General features: G+C 41.7%; 14 protein-coding genes and 2 tRNA genes. 6 read left to right on the top strand and 10 right to left on the bottom strand.

Annotated features, from left to right (window positions below; all coding sequences use genetic code 11):
* Positions 1-258 precede the first annotated feature (258 nt).
* From ACOQON_RS01690 to ACOQON_RS01670, 5 genes are all read right to left on the bottom strand, one after another.
* A tRNA-Leu gene (locus tag ACOQON_RS01690) sits at positions 259-340 on the bottom strand.
* Positions 341-423: 83 nt separating this feature from the next.
* Positions 424-3,882 carry a CHAT domain-containing protein gene (locus tag ACOQON_RS01685; RefSeq protein WP_420577196.1) on the bottom strand — a complete coding sequence of 1,153 codons (3,459 nt, stop codon included), beginning with the start codon at positions 3,880-3,882 and terminating at the stop codon, positions 424-426.
* Positions 3,866-5,929: a hypothetical protein gene (locus ACOQON_RS01680; RefSeq protein WP_420577195.1), complete on the bottom strand. Its 2,064-nt coding sequence runs from the start codon at positions 5,927-5,929 to the stop codon at positions 3,866-3,868. The genes ACOQON_RS01685 and ACOQON_RS01680 overlap by 17 nt, the downstream gene beginning before the upstream one ends.
* A gap of 1 nt (position 5,930) precedes the next feature.
* Positions 5,931-7,946, bottom strand: coding sequence for an OmpA family protein (locus ACOQON_RS01675; protein ID WP_420577194.1), 2,016 nt, complete (start codon positions 7,944-7,946; stop codon positions 5,931-5,933).
* Positions 7,947-8,099: 153 nt separating this feature from the next.
* Positions 8,100-9,107 carry an SRPBCC family protein gene (locus ACOQON_RS01670; protein ID WP_420577193.1) on the bottom strand — a complete coding sequence of 336 codons (1,008 nt, stop codon included), beginning with the start codon at positions 9,105-9,107 and terminating at the stop codon, positions 8,100-8,102.
* A 42-nt stretch (positions 9,108-9,149) separates the two neighbouring features.
* Between ACOQON_RS01670 and ACOQON_RS01665 the strand changes: the two genes are divergently transcribed.
* From ACOQON_RS01665 to ACOQON_RS01650, 4 genes are all read left to right on the top strand, one after another.
* Complete coding sequence (locus ACOQON_RS01665) at positions 9,150-9,545, top strand: RDD family protein (protein WP_420577192.1); 396 nt, start codon at positions 9,150-9,152, stop codon at positions 9,543-9,545.
* A 78-nt stretch (positions 9,546-9,623) separates the two neighbouring features.
* The gene (locus tag ACOQON_RS01660; protein WP_420577191.1) at positions 9,624-10,211 is read left to right on the top strand and encodes a TIGR00645 family protein; all 588 of its coding nucleotides are present in this window, start codon (positions 9,624-9,626) and stop codon (positions 10,209-10,211) included.
* A 183-nt stretch (positions 10,212-10,394) separates the two neighbouring features.
* Positions 10,395-10,478, top strand: a tRNA-Leu gene (locus tag ACOQON_RS01655).
* Positions 10,436-10,720, top strand: coding sequence for a GIY-YIG nuclease family protein (locus tag ACOQON_RS01650; RefSeq protein WP_420578672.1), 285 nt, complete (start codon positions 10,436-10,438; stop codon positions 10,718-10,720). Before ACOQON_RS01655 ends, ACOQON_RS01650 begins: the two co-directional genes overlap by 43 nt.
* Positions 10,721-10,780: 60 nt before the next feature.
* Here the strand turns inward: ACOQON_RS01650 and ACOQON_RS01645 are convergent, their stop codons facing one another.
* From ACOQON_RS01645 to egtB, 5 genes are all read right to left on the bottom strand, one after another.
* Positions 10,781-11,425, bottom strand: a complete 645-nt coding sequence (locus ACOQON_RS01645) for an SCO family protein (protein ID WP_420577190.1) — start codon at positions 11,423-11,425, stop codon at positions 10,781-10,783.
* A complete protein-coding gene (locus tag ACOQON_RS01640; protein WP_420577189.1) occupies positions 11,422-12,060 on the bottom strand; it encodes a toxin-antitoxin system YwqK family antitoxin in 639 nt (212 codons plus the stop codon). The genes ACOQON_RS01645 and ACOQON_RS01640 overlap by 4 nt, the downstream gene beginning before the upstream one ends.
* A gap of 49 nt (positions 12,061-12,109) precedes the next feature.
* Positions 12,110-12,895: a YHYH protein gene (locus tag ACOQON_RS01635; protein ID WP_420577188.1), complete on the bottom strand. Its 786-nt coding sequence runs from the start codon at positions 12,893-12,895 to the stop codon at positions 12,110-12,112.
* Positions 12,896-12,971: 76 nt separating this feature from the next.
* On the bottom strand, positions 12,972-13,928 hold the full coding sequence (gene egtD / locus ACOQON_RS01630; protein WP_420577187.1) for an L-histidine N(alpha)-methyltransferase: 957 nt from the start codon (positions 13,926-13,928) through the stop codon (positions 12,972-12,974).
* 8 nt (positions 13,929-13,936) lie between these two features.
* Positions 13,937-15,196, bottom strand: coding sequence for an ergothioneine biosynthesis protein EgtB (gene egtB / locus ACOQON_RS01625; protein WP_420577186.1), 1,260 nt, complete (start codon positions 15,194-15,196; stop codon positions 13,937-13,939).
* A gap of 227 nt (positions 15,197-15,423) precedes the next feature.
* Here egtB and ACOQON_RS01620 point away from each other — a divergent pair, with 227 nt between their 5' ends.
* Together ACOQON_RS01620 and ACOQON_RS01615 are read left to right on the top strand one after the other, a co-directional pair.
* Positions 15,424-16,101, top strand: coding sequence for a hypothetical protein (locus ACOQON_RS01620; RefSeq protein ID WP_420577185.1), 678 nt, complete (start codon positions 15,424-15,426; stop codon positions 16,099-16,101).
* Positions 16,098-16,595: a CAP domain-containing protein gene (locus ACOQON_RS01615; protein ID WP_420577184.1), complete on the top strand. Its 498-nt coding sequence runs from the start codon at positions 16,098-16,100 to the stop codon at positions 16,593-16,595. The genes ACOQON_RS01620 and ACOQON_RS01615 overlap by 4 nt, the downstream gene beginning before the upstream one ends.
* The last annotated feature ends 2 nt before the right edge of the window (positions 16,596-16,597 follow it).

Genomic DNA, 16,597 nt, shown 5'->3' with positions numbered 1-16,597 from the left:
GGAAGAAGGAAACACCCAATGAGTATGAACTTAGGAAAAAAACCCTCCTTTCAGAGAAGTGCACCAGTACCTGAGGCCGAACGGTCCGTCGATACGGTCGAACCGACACTCCTTGAGGAACATAAAAAATCCTTCTCAAAAAAATGAGAAAGATTCGTACCTGAGGGTGGACGGTCCGACGATTCGGTCGAACCAAACTCCTTTCGAGAACTTACCTCCCAAATAAAAAGCCCTCCTCTTTTCAGGGAAGGGCTTAAGTACCTGAGGCCGGAATCGAACCGGCACTCCTTGCGGAACACGAGTTTGAGTCGTGCGCGTCTACCAGTTCCGCCACTCAGGCATCAAAATCTTTCGGGTTTGGTAAACGGTGGGCAAAAGTATTTAAACAATGATAAGATTGCAATAAGAGCCGACTCTTTAATATCAGCCCCCCAACATAACAAAGGCACCCCAGTAGATCGGATCCTTGTACTTCTTTTTGATTTTTCTTTGGGCCTCCAGAAAGGCTTCTCTTTTATTACCGTTCTTCAGGTAATCTTTATAAAATGTGGTCATCAAATCCTTGGTAGCTTCATCATCCACCTTCCAAAGCGACATGACGACTGCATTCGCTCCCCCTACAAAAAAAGCTCGTTGCAATCCATAAATCCCCTCCCCGGATGCTATCTCACCCAAGCCTGTCTCACAGGCAGAAAGTACCACCATTTCCAGATTATTCAATCCCAGGTTCATGATTTCATAGGCTGTTAAGATGCCATCTTCTTTATCAGCACCTTGCGTATTACTTACTCCGGCCAGAAGCAAACCTGAACTTAACATAGGATCTTCACTTGGTGCATTCTCATCTTCCATGAAAAATCCGTGAGTAGCGATATGGACTAGTCCCCTGTTCAGCCTCGCCTTAACTGCTTCTTCATTCGCATCATCCTTGAGAAGCACGTCACATTGCGCTACTGATTTCTCCATCAACTTATTGATCTCATTGATTTCTTCTTCTGTGCCGGGTAAATCTGACACATCGCTGATCATCGCAAAACTCCTGGTGGTTCCTGCGACTGCATCAGAGCCCCCAATCTTATAAGAAGGACGTCCCACCAACAAAACATTGCTTATTTGATCTGCCTGATCGACATTAAAGTCAAGTGCTAAAAAATCTTTGGTTGAACTCAGTTGGACAACTTCCAGCTCATCAATCAGGTAATTCTTTGCGATAGGATCATAGAGGGTGTTTATACTGATCTTATGGTATATCCCATCCGGGGAATAGAATATTTTATTCACTCCTTTTGATAGAAGGTGTTTATGAATTTTCCTCCAGTAGGTATCAAATGATTTTGGATCATCCACCTTGAATTTGATGGCGTTTTTATAGACCGTAAAGGCCTTATTTTCAAATTCACTGCCCTTGCCAAGCACGACCAAATCAGGATATTCTGAGTCAGAAGTGCCTATCAAAGCGGTATAAATACCCTCTCCATTTAGCTCTGTCCGAATGATTTCCACGGTGGCCGCTGCTGGTTGGAGCTTTTGTCTAATTTGATCAAACGTAGGCGCTGACCCACCAAAAGACCCGTCAAATTCGGCTGACCTCCTCGAGAGCTCCTTCTCCAAATCGTTGGTTTTCTGAAGCAGACTATCTAGCCTGGATGAACTTCTTTGTTTTAACTCACTTTTCAGTGATTGCAAATCAGCGATTTGCTTCCTGGCTACTGTCCATTCTGAAAATAAGTCAATTAGCTCCTGGTCGCCACTGTTGAATATCTGTTCACGTACCATTTTGGTGGAATTCAAAAGCATACCTTTTGTACTCAACTCCAGGTTGTACCACTCTTCCACCACCTCAGGCTTGATGCTTCCTTCCTCGTTGGTAGACCGTGCCACCACATATCCTTTGAAGTTGTTCAGAAGCTTTTGCTTTTCCTCGACAAAAATCTTTTTCTCAGATTCTGACAAATAGGTAAAGGACTCGTTGATTTCCCTGACCTGGGCTTCTGCCAGTGAGAGTAATAGTGGCTCAGCCAGCTCATACTGTCCTGTTTTGGTGTAAAGATTAGCAAGGTTATTTACCGTTCGGATATAGCCCGGATGCGTCTGTGAATAGTATTTAGCATAAAGACTCTTTGCTTCTATCATTGTCTGCAGAGCCTCTTCCTTTCGATCCATAAGGTCATACAAAAGACCCAAATTTGAGAGTGCAGATAAAAACTGCGGATGATCCTCCGGAACAGTATATTTAAAAATCTTGATGGCCTCCTCATAGTCCTTCAATCCCAGATCGAAGATTTCATTCTTTTGATAATACACACCCCGGTTACTGAGCAAATTGGCGTAGGCAGGATGATCCTTTCCTGATGAGTTGCTTTGCCAGTTTATCGCCTGGTTGAGTAAAACCAATATCGAGTCGTTTTCAGCATCTGTTCGGGTAAGAATATTAGCCAGATTGGTCGCAAGGGCAATCCTTAAACCCGATTCCTCTTCAAAAGAAACGCTTAGCGCATTTCTGTAGTTAGCCTCTGCTTTTTTGTAATTAGCTAGCGCCTCATACAAAGCACCCTGACTATTCAAAACTGAGGCGTACTCAGTAGTATTATCAAGATCATTGTCAGCTAATATTTTTTTGGCCTTGGTCAAATACTTATCCGCATCTTTAAAATTTTGAAGAAGGTATCGCTGATTGCCCAGCGACTGATATGCTACCGCCAGCTTGTTGGGCTCAGTATTTTCATTTGACTCCAAATCAGAAATGTAGTCGCTAAACACTTCGTCCGCTCGCTCGAACCGACCCATTTCAGTATGTAGTTTACCCAGCTCAAGTACCGTCTTAGTATAGCTTGCACTATCGGTGAGGTTTCTGGATCGATGAGTAATCAATGATTTGCTTAAAACATTTAGCTGCTTGTACTTCTCACCCGTAGAATTGTATAATGCTGATTGCTCCAACAAAATAGAAACATACTTTGGCGATTCCTTATAAGCTTCTTCAACCCTAGTGTAATATTTTTCAGCTTCCTTATATCGGAAAAGCAGAACGGCCAACCTAGCGCTATTAAGTGCGAACTCTGACATATCTATTCCTGTTTGCTCACACTGAGAGGCATCCTGATCACACCATGATAGCAAGTCACTGGCAGTCTCTAATGCTTTTACATAGTCTTTTTGATGAACAAAAACATTATAGAAGTCTTTAAGAAAAAAAGGATACTCGGCTTTTTGAACCATGAACGGTTTCAAATCACCATAAAACACAGCTGCTTTTTCGTATTTCTCGGAAGACATTAAAAGCGCACTGTAATTTTCTATCACATGCAGATAAAAAGAAGTCTTATTCTCTCCCAATAACCCTATGAGTTCATCATAGCTTTTCTCTGCACTTTCTACATCACCTAACTTTCCTTGTACATATGCCAAATCATCGAGAGAGCGAGCATAAAGTTCATCCGGCTTGCCTATTTCCGACCGATGAGTATTTATAGTCTGTTGCAGCACTTCCTGTGCTCGTTCAGTCGAGTCGCAATTGAGATAGTAGATACCCAGGTTTCTGTTAGATGAAAGGGTGATTGGATCTCCTGCGCCGTAAACCTCTTCCCTGAGATTCACATCTTCCTTGCTTCGCTGAATCGTGTTTTCACAATCGCCTAATTGATAAGCAACGAATGCGAGCTTAGAAGAAAAATACAACTGAACCGTGTCCTGTTCGATCAATGAAGTATTCGCCAGTGATTCTTTGAGTTCAATGAGAGAGGTATTTGCTGATTCGAATTCTCCACCGGCAATCAAGGCTTCAATCCGATCAACTTCTGCATCGAAATCCACCTGTTGCTGGGCGAAGGTGGCTAAGACACTTACCCATCCAATTAAGATCCAACTAAAAAACTTTTTCATATTCAATTCCCCCTTCATAATTGATTAATGCGTACACAATTTCATCATCGGCAAACGCACTCCCGGATAGCACAGTGATGTATTCATTGTCGTTTTTAATGATAGCCGGATCTTTCAAAGCTGTGTTAAAGCTATAAGCAATTTCCTTTGTAATCGTACCTTGAGATTCATTGTAAACACTAGCTAATACCTCTGATCCTTCACTGGTTTTCTTTAGTGTAAAAAACCATAGCTCTTGTTCTTGCTGAAACATCCCGACATATTCACCTTCCAGATTCAGGGTCTTTGAAGATTCCAGTCTTCCATTGAAATTCAATGTTGATAGGGTGTAATTTGAGCTCCCTTGCTGAAGAACAGTGGCTACTCCCTGAAGTTGATTCACTATCACATTCTTTACCGGATCAGAAGACCGGAGGTTTGAAGTGAAATATTCATTCCCATTACGCGAAATCTGTGAAAGCCATCCCTTACCTGCTGTTCCCCCAATCATATAAGTGCTATCTCCAACCACTTTGAAATAAGAAATTTCAGAATTTCCGGTTGGCTCAAACTCCCATATTTTTTGATACTTCTCTTCATCTGATTTGGCGCCAATCAATGCATTCTTGTCATCCGTTTTGCCCAAAAACAATTGAAGATTATCGTTGAGTTTTAGGCCCCTATCAGCACAAAAGTTTCCTTCAGGCAAAGCTCCTGGAATTAAGAAAATACTATCCATTTCAAAGCATTCGGAAAGTGAGTCTGTTTTAAAGCGCTGTTGTTTCATGCTTGCCATCAAGCCAGATAATTCAGCTTTGAAAGATTGATTGTTCTCCGCACGCTGGTCTTCAGCAAAGGTTTGACTACCATTTTCTCCCGGCATCATTTCATCAAAAAACCACTGAAAGGTGGCTTGTCCGTGTCCGGAAGTAGTGATGGCTTCATTTAAACTATCCGCTTGCTCAAATGAAGTGTAGATGTTTTGATAAATACGAGCCTTTCGCGAAAGAAAATCATCTGTGGGTGGCTCATCCAGTGCATTGCATACCCGCTCATAAACCAGCTTATTGCCGTATTCCAGCTTGGCAATCAGGTACTGAAATATGTCAATCAACACAGACTCATTGTCATATTTTGTAATCAGATTAATGATTCGCTGAAATTTCAAATCGTCAAGTTCAGCCTGAATGCAGTCGTCTCCACTGATCATCTTCTCATTGGTGGCGATGAAAAATTTATAGGCCGTTTTTATTTCTTTCTGAAGTCCATCCACCTCTACTTTCAAAAGTTCAAGAAATCGATCTGACCATTTTTTGTAATCCCAAACGTCTATCTCATCAGCAAGGAAGTTAGCGGGAGTAATTCCATTCATTCGGAAGTGATCAATCTTTTTCTTATTGACGTTTACTTTTCTCTTTTTCTTATGAGGTAATTGTTGATAAATGTCTCGGTAAATATCCATATGATACATGGATGAGTCGAAACTGGCTCCCACGGCTTTTACTGCAATTTTTAAGGAATCATCTGCTTTTAAGAAAAGCTGACGAAGATTATCAGCACTGGTGTTGATGTCTATGAACCCTTCTCTGGCTTTGAGATAGTGATAAACTGCTCGATCATAATTTTCAATTAGTTCTTCGTAGAACTGGGCATAATCAATTGAATTTTCATAACTCTTCTCGATCCTTTTTAGGCCCATCGCAGTGACTGAGTCTTTATCCGCTAAATCCGGCACATCATACCAATCCGGAAAACGAGATATCTCTTTTTCATCCAGGTAATTGGTGGCTAATCCAAAATTTGTCTTTGCATTGTATACTCTTTGTCGGGATGCAACCCGATCCACAATAGGATCAAGCGAGGAAAATATCTCCATCTCTACTTTGCCCAACTGATAATAAACATTGCTGAATTCAACATTTTCCTGCTGAAACTGGATCAGCTGATCATAAAACGTTTCTCGATCTACGGTAGATTTTTCCTTTATGATTTTCCTGAAAGCACCCGATTGAGCAAAGGCCGAAGCAAACGAAACAAGAAGAAATAATGATGTTAAAGTCCTTTTCATATTAGTTCGTTGCTAAAATTTTAAATTCCACACGTCGATTTTTGGCCATGTTCTCCTCCGTATCATTAGGAAATCGTGGCTGTGACTCTCCGTAACCTACTGCCACCAACCGGGTCTTATTAATGGCATTATCCTGCAAATACTGAAGAACTGAATTTGCCCTTAGATTCGATAGTTGCAGGTTGTACTTATCTGCACCCGCATTATCGGTATGTGCAGAAATCTCCACTTTGTATTGATCATTCTCCTTCAGGTAATCAACCAGCTTATCCAACTCTTCGTAGGAGTTTGCATTGAGCTCATAGGAGTTGTAAGCGAAGGTGATATTATCCAGAACGAGTGAGATATTTTCCACAGATTGCAGTGTAGCGGTCATCTCTTTTGGCTGCTCCTCTTTCGAGAGGTCCAACTCTGCAGAATAGTAGCTATAACCTTCTGCGGAAGTACTTATCTCATAAACCTCCCCATCCCGCAGTTGCAATGTAACCTTCCCATCCTTTACCTGCCGCTTGGTTTTTTCATTACGCGTGACATTGTAAACGGTAATCTCAAGTCCCAGATTATTACCAGACTCATCAGAGAAAGAGAGAGAGACATCTTTCAGTTTCCTGGTCAGCTCTATATCGAAATCAAAAAAATCAAAAATCACCTCTTCATCGAAAGGAAGGTTCAGGGTATCTGAAAAGTAATTCTCAGAATTGAAAATAATGTTGAGTTCCTTCCCCAGAGAGAGAATGGTTTCCTCTCCCCTTGTTATTTCAATGGTTTCAATAAAGTTAAAATCAGAGTCGTACAGGGAAAGATTTGCTTCGATCGGAAAATAAAACTCTTCATCAAACACGTTGAAGGTGACATCCACACTTGGAAATAATTCAAAATTACTTTCGAGGGATCCATCCTCAGTTTCGATCAATTTGGATTGAGCCGAATATTGATCTTTGTACGCCAGCAAGGAATATTGCTCATCTGTTGGGACAAATACCTGATAATATCCCTGTTCATCACTTCTCGTTTCCTGATAAATTTTGGTTGTGTAAGGATTAATTACCTCAATGACGGCATCAAGTGGCTTGCCATCCACATCAGAAACAATCCCTGAAACCAATGTCATGGACGAAGGCTGGAATATGCTCCCCAGATTTCTGGTCATCACACGTGATTCAATCTTATCCTGCCCTTTTGAATAAACACCGGAGTTGTAGTAAAGTGTGCTGTCTCTGTCTATAGATGGCGAAACAAGATCATTATCACCAATAATTGAAGTGATTGCCTTAGGGTTGTATCGAAAGAGTCCATCGATACGTGCCCAGAAAACGGAGAACTGCTTCCTGGCTATCCGCTTACCTTCTGCGTCCACCACATCTTCAAAAGTGGAGTAAAAAAACGTTTTATTATCTCTGGAATAATAGGGTGAACTAATACACCCTGTATTATACGCAGGCGGCAAAAGCTCCGGCTCTGACCATGATCCCGCTTCGGTAAGCTCTGCATAGTAGAGCTGACCACAATACTCATCCGCCTTTTCCTCAGGTGGAAATGGCCGGGTGAACAGAATTCTTTTTTCATCCGCTGAGAATGCCGGTCCCAATTCATCCACATCTGAGTTTATCCCAATTTCAACCAGCTGAGGAGCCGACCACACACCACCCTTTAATTCGGAGAAATAAATATCAAAATCGGGTTTGGCTGATGACTTAGCAGAAAAAAACAACTTCCTGTTATCAAAGCTCAGCTGAGGGTATTGGATGTCTAAATCGCCAATAGCCGCATTATCAAATATTTGAGTGGGGGTTCCCCATGCAGATGAATCTGAATTGAATTTAGAGATGTAGGGCTTAAAACTTCCATAGTAATTGGCTATGAATACCATTTTAGTGCCATCGTAGCTCACTTTGGAATGTTTTACTACAGCACCGGTATTGACATTTATAAGTTCTTGACCATACCCATGAAAAATACACACGGATAACATCAAGCCAATCGAACACAATCTCCAAAGAGAATTTTTTGATGGCATGGGTTAGTATTAGGTTTTCGACCGAAAGGTAAAAAATCAGGGAGCATTTTGTACTACCTACTTTGGGGTATTTCGACCAAACCCATCCATCTACTTTCAAGGCACAAAAAAGCCTCCCTTACAAGGAGGCTTATAACACTAAGTCTTTTGGGCTTACTTCACAGGAAAGTAGATTTCCGTGATCCATTCTGCCGTATCAGTGACGATTGAAGGATCAGTTACATAAACCTCCCATGGACTTCCATTTTCGTCATAACCATAGTAGCTCATATAATCCATCAGATCATTATACGCACTTTCCATTAGTGCATAATCACCCTTATGAATTGCTTTTACTGCAATCCCCTCATAGGTGTAGTCACTCATGATATTTGCATCATCAACCTCTACTAGCTCTGCTGTAGGAATCCCGCAGATCATCTCCGTGGATGTCTCATTGTAGCTAAGCACAATGCTAATTGGTGCTCCCGCCATTTCAATGTCATTGGAAGACATGTAAGTCATCACCTGACCAAATCCACCTTCCATAGCACTTCCAATCTCAACTGGATCGATTGAAGAAGAAGCTTTAACACCGATGTATGGCTGTGCATCCGTTTCCACCTGCTCAATATCGTAGGTAAAATCCGGGCGCGTCTCAATTCGCGTTTTCAGCTTGGTAAGTGTTCGCTCGTACATAGGGCCCAGCATGTTTTCCGTCCCCAAAGCAAAAAACTTCCATAGACCACTGATATCAACCCAATCATAGGTATAAACCACACTGGTAGTGCCATCTTCTTCATTCAGTATCCACGAAACAGTCGGCTCCCCTTCAAAACCTTCAAAATTCATCTTTGAAGTCACCATCATGTTCTCATCTGATTCAATGATTTCAATACTACCTTTTCCTAAGTCGGAATTTTCACTGTCCCACCTATATCTGGCACCTACTCCTGAGGCAGGACCTTCGATGATTACAGTGGCAGTAGTGTCTATCTCAGACCAGGCTGAATATTGATCAAATGTCCTAAAGCCATTGACTTCTCTGAAAACAGCTTCCACAGGGGCATCAATGGATATCTCACGCTCCAAATGAACCTCACTTGATCCAAAAACAATGATTCCAAGTCCAATAACCAGAACCACCAAAATGATAATCCCAATAATTTTTAAAATTTTCATAGTTAGATTGTTGAAGTTTGTGATTTATTAAAGATAAATCATTTGGAAGGGATAATTAAATATGCAGGCTTCTGGCCCAGGCTTTTAGCTCACAATATTGATTTACTTCCTATCCTTGTTCTTTTCTATGGTGTTTCATTCATTGTTCCCCGTTCTGACTATGATTATCTCATAATAGGTGCAATTTATTTTGGCTATCACATCTTGTTTGAGGCGAGTAGCATGCAGGCAACTCCGGGCAAGAAATGGGCTAAGATCCATGTAGGCAATGCCAAAAACGGATCATCGAACATCATTCAGTCACTCATTCGAAATCTCTCCAAGATTCTTTCATTGCTTCTGTTTTTCGGAGGCTTCATCATGATCTTCTTTAACACCGAAAGACGTGCTTTACATGACTATATCGGTGGTACAGTGGTATTATTTGACGAAGATTGACTTAATTTCGCCTAGTGAAAGGTCTACCTTCCAATTATCATTTATATTTCAGGTTAAATTATAATCGGTCAAAGCACTATGAGTAACGAAAATTCCCCAATAAAGCGATTTGAAAGCTTTTTCGAAGGATTTATCTTCTGGAGTAGATGGGTGCAGGCACCCTTATATACAGGGCTAATCATTGCTTCCTTCTTTTACCTATATAAGTTTTTCGAAGAACTTCTTTACATGGTGAAATACACCACTATGTGGAATGAAACGAAAATGATGTTAAGTGTGCTTGGTCTGGTGGATATTTCAATGGTAATGAACCTGGTTGTAATGGTAACAATTGGGGGTTACTCCATATTTACAAGTCGAATAGACGTGGATATGCACGATGATAAGCCGCTATGGCTGGAGGGACTGGATGCTGGTCAGTTGAAGATTAAACTGGCTACATCACTAGCGTCCATTTCCGGGGTTTACCTTTTGAAAACATTCATTGACTATAGAAACGAGGTACAAAAAACGTCACCAGAAGGAATTGTGATTGAGATTGTGATTCATATGGTATTTATTGTTTCTGCCTTGTTGCTCTCACAAACTGAGAAAATTACGCATAGTTATCATGCTTCTCACGCACCAAATGCCAAGGATGATGATCATGATGATCACGGCCACTAGGTTGTAATTAAAAAAACATTGAAGCCGGAGGTAGTTTACTTCCGGCTTTTTTATTTGCGATCGATTGGATTTACAATCAAAAAGTTATTTTTGCGATCCCTTGCGCATGTGGTGCCCGCCCGGAAGAACTTCCGTTCGGACGGGGAATTGGGAAACACCAGCCACGTTGAAAATAGAGAATTTGCCCAGGTGCTGAAACTGGTAGACAGGCATGGTTGAGGGCCATGTGTTCATTAGGACGTGCGGGTTCGACTCCCGCCCTGGGCACTATGTTTTATGCCTATATTCTTGAAAGCATAAAGACCAAATCTTTATACAAAGGACACACTAAGGACCTTGATAAGAGAATCGAGCAGCACAATGCTGGCCGGACCTTGAGCACTAAACATGGAATCCCATGGAAACTTGTCTACTTTGAATCTTTTCAAACAAAAAAAGAAGCCATTTTAAGAGAAAAGTATTTTAAAACTGCGGCTGGAAGAAGGTTTATAAAAACATTAAACCTTTAAAAATCATAGAAAGGTTCGAATCTTCTCGTGCCTGCCCGTCCGGTCAGGCGGGCTCACTTCTCACTCCCCCAACAAATACCTGATGTCTTCCATCATTCGTTGCATTTCCAGCTTCAATGTGCCATTGTAGATGCCCCTGATCCTTCTTTTCTGATCCACTAAAACGATATTCTCAGTGTGAAGGAAATCATCCAGCTCAGTAACTCCCTTGCCGAATCCCTCATCGGCGAAATAGGCCAAACGACCCATTTTATACAGCTCCTCCTGCTCCCCGGTGACCAGATGCCATTGATCCGAATTGATTTCATTTTGAATTGCATACTCTTTCAGTCGGTCCACACTGTCTGCCCACGGCATCACAGTGTGAGACAAGATTTTCACCTGATCATTCCCCTTAAATTCCTCCTGAACCAGGGATAAATTAGCCTCCATTTTAGGACAAACAGTGGGACAAAGCGTAAAGAAAAAATTAGCCACATAAACTTTCCCATCGAAAGTCTCATTGGTAACCTTCTCTCCTTCCTGATTTACAAACTCAAAATCAGAAATCGTATGAATGTTGGCGTAGCGTGGATCACCTTCATCTATCCATTCAGCACTGAAAGTCTCCTCACTGTAGAATGGGAGCTCAATCGGCTCACTTCCTTTTTTCGGCGTGCATCCGAACCAGAGTGCCACCCACAATATGTATAATAGTTTCTTCATTGTTCTGTTCCTTTATAGGGGTCCACTGTCTGAGTAACACCATCCAGTTTCGTACATCTTTTAATCCCCATCAGCCCGTACCTTCTCCCGTTCTCTCGAACGATATAGTTTGATCTTACTTTACCATCCGCCCTCCACGCCTGCTGCTTGCCAAACTCCTTTCCATTTACATAATTCATATTGGTAGCTAGTTGTCCACTTGCAAACCATTCTTTATGGTTCCCTTCACTAAACCCATTAACAAAATGATATTCAAAAGCTTTTACCCCATTTCGGTGAAACCCGACATGGGTTCCGTGCTTTTCCCCATTCCGGTAAGGTCTTATGTACCGTGTGTTCCCATTCTCATAAAAGGCCATCATGATGCCATTTTGCTTCCCCTCGAAATACCCTTTCTTTAATGCGATGGTGTCATTGGGATACTTTTCAATGAGATAGCCTGAAAAGGGCTGCCCTTTGAATAAAATATCACCGTTTTGTTTTTTCGTGATGCCGGAATCTGATGATAAGACGAGTAATTCAGGAATTACCATATCATTCCCATCCTCCTCAATAGTTTGCTTGATTTCCTTTATTGGTTCATCACAACCAACCATAATCAAAATCAAAAATCCTATAACACTAATTTGTTTCATGATGATAATAAGGCCAACCCTTAATTGTTGGCCTTATTCAATTTTAATCCTATTGTGTAATCGTGCCCGCCTCACCATAAAATCCATCTCCATTGATCCATGGAAGATCTTCCGTGATGTGATAATGATAGATACCATCAGGGAAATCTGCAGTTGCAGAAGTGTGCCCATGGTAATCATCCAGATCATCATTGGTGATTGTCTTACCATTCTCCATAGGCCCATACACCGGAAATCCATCCAAAAGAAATCCCAGAAAAGCATCAGATCCTTTGTTTTCGGTTAGCCAGATAGGCTCTATATGATAATGGTATGCATCACCTGCCGGGTGTCCCTCGTATTGATCAAAGGTATTTAGCTCCTCCAGGATATCATCCCCGGGAGCTGCCTCCTGATTGAAGAATACAATGCTATTGATAGACACGCCCATCGGTCCCATTGGGGTTGATTCTTTAACAGCAGCTTCCGTAGGGTATCTTGGAATCTTAAACACATAATTCTGAGAGGCAATCTCTCCCGGATTTTTCTTAAAGTCAGGGTTGTCTGGCTCATTGTACGGCTCATACAATGGATCATCCATTGGATAGTACATGCTTTTATGATCCGGAAGGTTTGAGGAAGTGATGGTTACCCAGGTGTCGTCAAAAGTGACACTCACAGCATCTGTATTGTAAAATTTGGAGGCTAATGTGCTGATATCGATCAGGTCTGGTTCAGTTTCGTCATCCTCTATCTCATCCTCTATCTCATCTTCCATTTCTTCGGTAGCATCATCGCTACCGCAGGCTAGCAACATAAATGTGCTGAAAGCAATGACAGCAATTTTAAAATTCATTCTTTTCATTATTCGTCAATCTTTGGTTTCTTAATTGACGGCAAAGAATGAAAAAACCCTCCCCTGTAAATAAAAGTTATTTTTCTTTCTTCCAGATCAAATCAGCAAACCAGCTATCAGAATCCAGAAAGACCTCCTGAGGCGTGAACCCTGAAGCATCCGCCAATTTTTGGAGTTGCCTCCGATCGTATTTTTTAGATATCTCCATGAAAATGGCCTCCCAAGCATTGAAGTGAATCTCTTCCTCCATGATTGTCACCGTCTGCTCGATTTTACTAATCAGGTAGCTCCTGCATTCCCCCGTATGTGGATTGTAATAAGGATAGTGCAAGAACTGATTTCGGTCAAAATTTCCACCCAGCTCCACATTGATTCGATCCAGGAGGTTCAAATTAAATTCCCGGGTAATCCCTTGCTTGTCGTTGTACGCATTGAGAATGATAGCAGGATCTTTTTTTAGATCTACTCCCATAAAGAGCAGATCACCTTTTTTCAGAAACTGTTGAAGTTTCGTAAGGAAGCCAACAGCCTCCTCCTTATCGAAGTTGCCCACATTGGATCCCAGGAAAAAGACGATATCCTTTTCGGGACTTTCTGCTATTTCAGCCAGCGCATCAAAATAGTCGCCTTCGTACGTTTCAATTTTCAGACCGGGTATCTCCGCTTTCAGATTTCCTTCCAGTATCTCCAGCACATTTCCGGAGATGTCTACCGGGGTATAAGTGAAGTCTACTCCTGCTTCCATAAAATGCTTTAAAAGCACCTTGGTTTTCAATCCATCACCCGCACCTAATTCAATGATTCTGAAAGGCTCAGACCCATTAATGGCCTCCAAAATGGCCTGTTTGTGTGTTTGGAATATCTCAAGCTCTTTCCTGGTGAGATAGTATTCATCCAGATGCATGATTTGCTGGAAAAGCTCATCGCCTTTGCTGTCATAAAAATATTTGGATGGTAAATGCTTGCCTTTAGCCTTTAGTCCTTCGAATACATCCTCTGCGAGAGGACTAAGAGTAGTGAGTTCTTTGGTCATGTTCTTTTTTAAATGTGCTTTGCTAAACGAATGCCCGAAAACATCCATCGCAGATGTGGATGAAAAAAATTACGATAAGTTGATCTGATATGGTTTTTTGATGTTCCAAAAGAACCACCTCGAAGGACCATTTGGTTCACCATAAATTTTCCATTGTATTCCCCAAGTGCTCCCTCAGGTGGATTGTAGTATGGGTATGCAACGTAAGGACTGGAAGTCCATTCCCACACATTCCCGAAAAAATCGAAACCAGAAGTTCTAATAGCTCTGAAATGATCCGACTCCACAAAATTGGCATCCTGCAAAATATTTGGAGAATAAATATTGCAGGCCGTTTCCCATTCTTGCTCAGTAGGCAGTCTGCACCCTTTCCATCGGGCAAACGCATCTGCCTCGTAATAGGAAATATGACAAAGTGGATCGTCATCATCTATCTCCTCGTAACCATTAAGAGTGTAGTTCCACCATTCTCCTCCATCTTCCTGATGCCAATAGCGGGGAGCGTTAATTTGATTTTCATTCACCCAGTCCCAGGCTTCAGACAGCCACAACATATGATCCCGATATCCACCATCCTGGATAAATTTCTTATACTCTCCATTTGTCACCAGTCCGGAAGCAATCTGATATTCATGAAGAAACACCTTATGTCGTCCTTCTTCATTGTCAAAATGGAAACCTTCACCCTGAAAACCAACTTCATAAACCCCCTCTTCCACATTGAGCCACTCCGTCTTTGACTCCACTTTTTTGATGTTCTTTTTTTCTTCACGATAGGGAGGGTAAAGTGGATTGTCGCCTAAAATTCTTTTGATGTCATACAAGAACAATTCCTGATGCTGCTGCTCATGATTGCAGCCGAGAATAACCACATTCTTCAGCTCCTTTGACACTTCATTTTTGCTGAGAAATTGATGCATGGCCCCATCTACGTACTCCCGATATGCAAACACTTCTTTGACAGTCGGTCGTGTAAGCTGTCCGCGATTTGCCCGTGTCCACCTTTCGCCGGCAGAGATATAGTAGCTATTAAATAACAACGGATACTTGGGGTGAAACTCTTTGTAGTCAATCACATTGGGTTTTAAAACAAAGGTTTCAAAGAACCAGGTAGTATGGCCAAGATGCCATTTCAAAGGACTCACATCCATGACCGGCTGAACCACAAAATCTTCTATTTCCAATGGTTCACACAAATGTTGCGTATGAGCTCTAACGTCTTTATAAATCTCTAAGAGATCAATTTTGGTTGATACGTTCGCTTGCAAAATAATTTCGGGATTTTCTTCAATTTAAATATCTCTACAACAGAATCCACGAAAAATTGTCTTTTCTTAAAAAAAGAAACCCCATCCTGCATCCGCAGGACAGGGCCCTCAACTAACCAAAAAAGACTAGAACATTCTGTTCTAATTGCTATGGTAATAAGGGAATCAAAATCCCTGCCAGTTAGTTATCCGTATAGTGTTAAAGAATCTTAAAAAAGGAAAAACTTATGCAAACCATGCTACCAACAGATGGTGGCCCCATTTACGCCGAAACAGATCTTACCGCTTTTATTTCCGAACCATGGAATGCCATCTCCTCACTGGCCATTGTGTTGCCGGCTATCTATTGGGCATTTAAATTAAAATGGAACGTCAAACAATTTCCATTTCTCTATTATTTGATGCCGCTGCTTTTCCTTGGAGGAACAGGAAGCCTTTTGTTTCATGCATTTCGATCATCACCTTTTTTGTTGTGGATGGATGTCTTGCCAACGGCCATTGTCACGCTTTCTGTCAGCGTGTACTTCTGGGATAAAATTTTAGCCAGAAAATGGCAGGTTGCTTCGGTAGTCATCCCTTTCACATTTATTCGATTTGCTGTGTTTGACTTCTATAGTGGCCAGTTTGCTTTGAATCTGAATTATTTCATCACCGGATTTCTTATCTTCTTTCCGATTATCTTTCACCTGTCTAAACATCAGTACAAGCATTTTTCATCCATTCTGATTTCAGTCATTTTCTTATCCCTAAGCCTAATTTTTCGTCGGGTTGATTACTCATTTGCCGAATGGATTCCTATGGGCTCCCATTTCCTGTGGCACATCTTTAGTGGCATAGGTGCGTTCTATATGGCAATGTATCTTTATTTGATCCGTAAGGATGAACTTGAACTGAAAGCATCATGAAGACCCTACTTTTAATTCTCAGTCTTTTATGGATTGTCCCAAATCCTGTTGAAGAACAAACGGCACTCACCGGAGAAGAAATCCAAATGATCCTGGAAAGGCATAATTACTGGCGAGCGGAAGTGGGTGTGATGCAAAAGCTCGAGTGGTCCGATGAGATGGCGGTACTGGCTGCAGACTGGGCCAAACAGCTAAAAAGAAAAGGATGCGCGTGGGAACATCGACCAGATAACAAGTTTGGCGAAAATCTCTTTAAGGGAACAGCCGGAGCATTTGATGCGGCTTACGTTGTGGATGCCTGGGCCAGCGAAAAAGCTGATTATAACTATGCCAAGAATAATTGCAAACCGGGCAAGATGTGTGGACACTACACTCAAATTGTTTGGAACACCACCACGAAGGTCGGCTGTGCTAAAATCGAATGTGATGGCATGGATATCTGGGTTTGCAACTACGATCCTCCCGGCAATTGGGTGGGAGAAAAACCTTACTGATG

It is taken from the genome of Ekhidna sp., from assembly GCF_965221965.1.
Taxonomy (GTDB): Bacteria; Bacteroidota; Bacteroidia; order Cytophagales; family Cyclobacteriaceae; genus Ekhidna.
Note: the sequence above shows the minus strand (reverse complement) of the source record. Positions and strands in the feature narration are given on the sequence as shown.

What these genes read in the sequence shown, in the direction of transcription:
- ACOQON_RS01685 (WP_420577196.1), bottom strand. Translation starts at nt 3,882, where the DNA reads ATGAAAAAGTTTTTTAGTTGGATCTTAATTGGATGGGTAAGTGTCTTA.
- ACOQON_RS01680 (WP_420577195.1), bottom strand. Translation starts at nt 5,929, where the DNA reads ATGAAAAGGACTTTAACATCATTATTTCTTCTTGTTTCGTTTGCTTCG.
- ACOQON_RS01675 (WP_420577194.1), bottom strand. Translation starts at nt 7,946, where the DNA reads ATGCCATCAAAAAATTCTCTTTGGAGATTGTGTTCGATTGGCTTGATG.
- ACOQON_RS01670 (WP_420577193.1), bottom strand. Translation starts at nt 9,107, where the DNA reads ATGAAAATTTTAAAAATTATTGGGATTATCATTTTGGTGGTTCTGGTT.
- ACOQON_RS01660 (WP_420577191.1), top strand. Translation starts at nt 9,624, where the DNA reads ATGAGTAACGAAAATTCCCCAATAAAGCGATTTGAAAGCTTTTTCGAA.
- ACOQON_RS01650 (WP_420578672.1), top strand. Translation starts at nt 10,436, where the DNA reads ATGTGTTCATTAGGACGTGCGGGTTCGACTCCCGCCCTGGGCACTATG.
- ACOQON_RS01645 (WP_420577190.1), bottom strand. Translation starts at nt 11,425, where the DNA reads ATGAAGAAACTATTATACATATTGTGGGTGGCACTCTGGTTCGGATGC.
- ACOQON_RS01640 (WP_420577189.1), bottom strand. Translation starts at nt 12,060, where the DNA reads ATGAAACAAATTAGTGTTATAGGATTTTTGATTTTGATTATGGTTGGT.
- ACOQON_RS01635 (WP_420577188.1), bottom strand. Translation starts at nt 12,895, where the DNA reads ATGAATTTTAAAATTGCTGTCATTGCTTTCAGCACATTTATGTTGCTA.
- egtD (WP_420577187.1), bottom strand. Translation starts at nt 13,928, where the DNA reads ATGACCAAAGAACTCACTACTCTTAGTCCTCTCGCAGAGGATGTATTC.
- ACOQON_RS01620 (WP_420577185.1), top strand. Translation starts at nt 15,424, where the DNA reads ATGCAAACCATGCTACCAACAGATGGTGGCCCCATTTACGCCGAAACA.
- ACOQON_RS01615 (WP_420577184.1), top strand. Translation starts at nt 16,098, where the DNA reads ATGAAGACCCTACTTTTAATTCTCAGTCTTTTATGGATTGTCCCAAAT.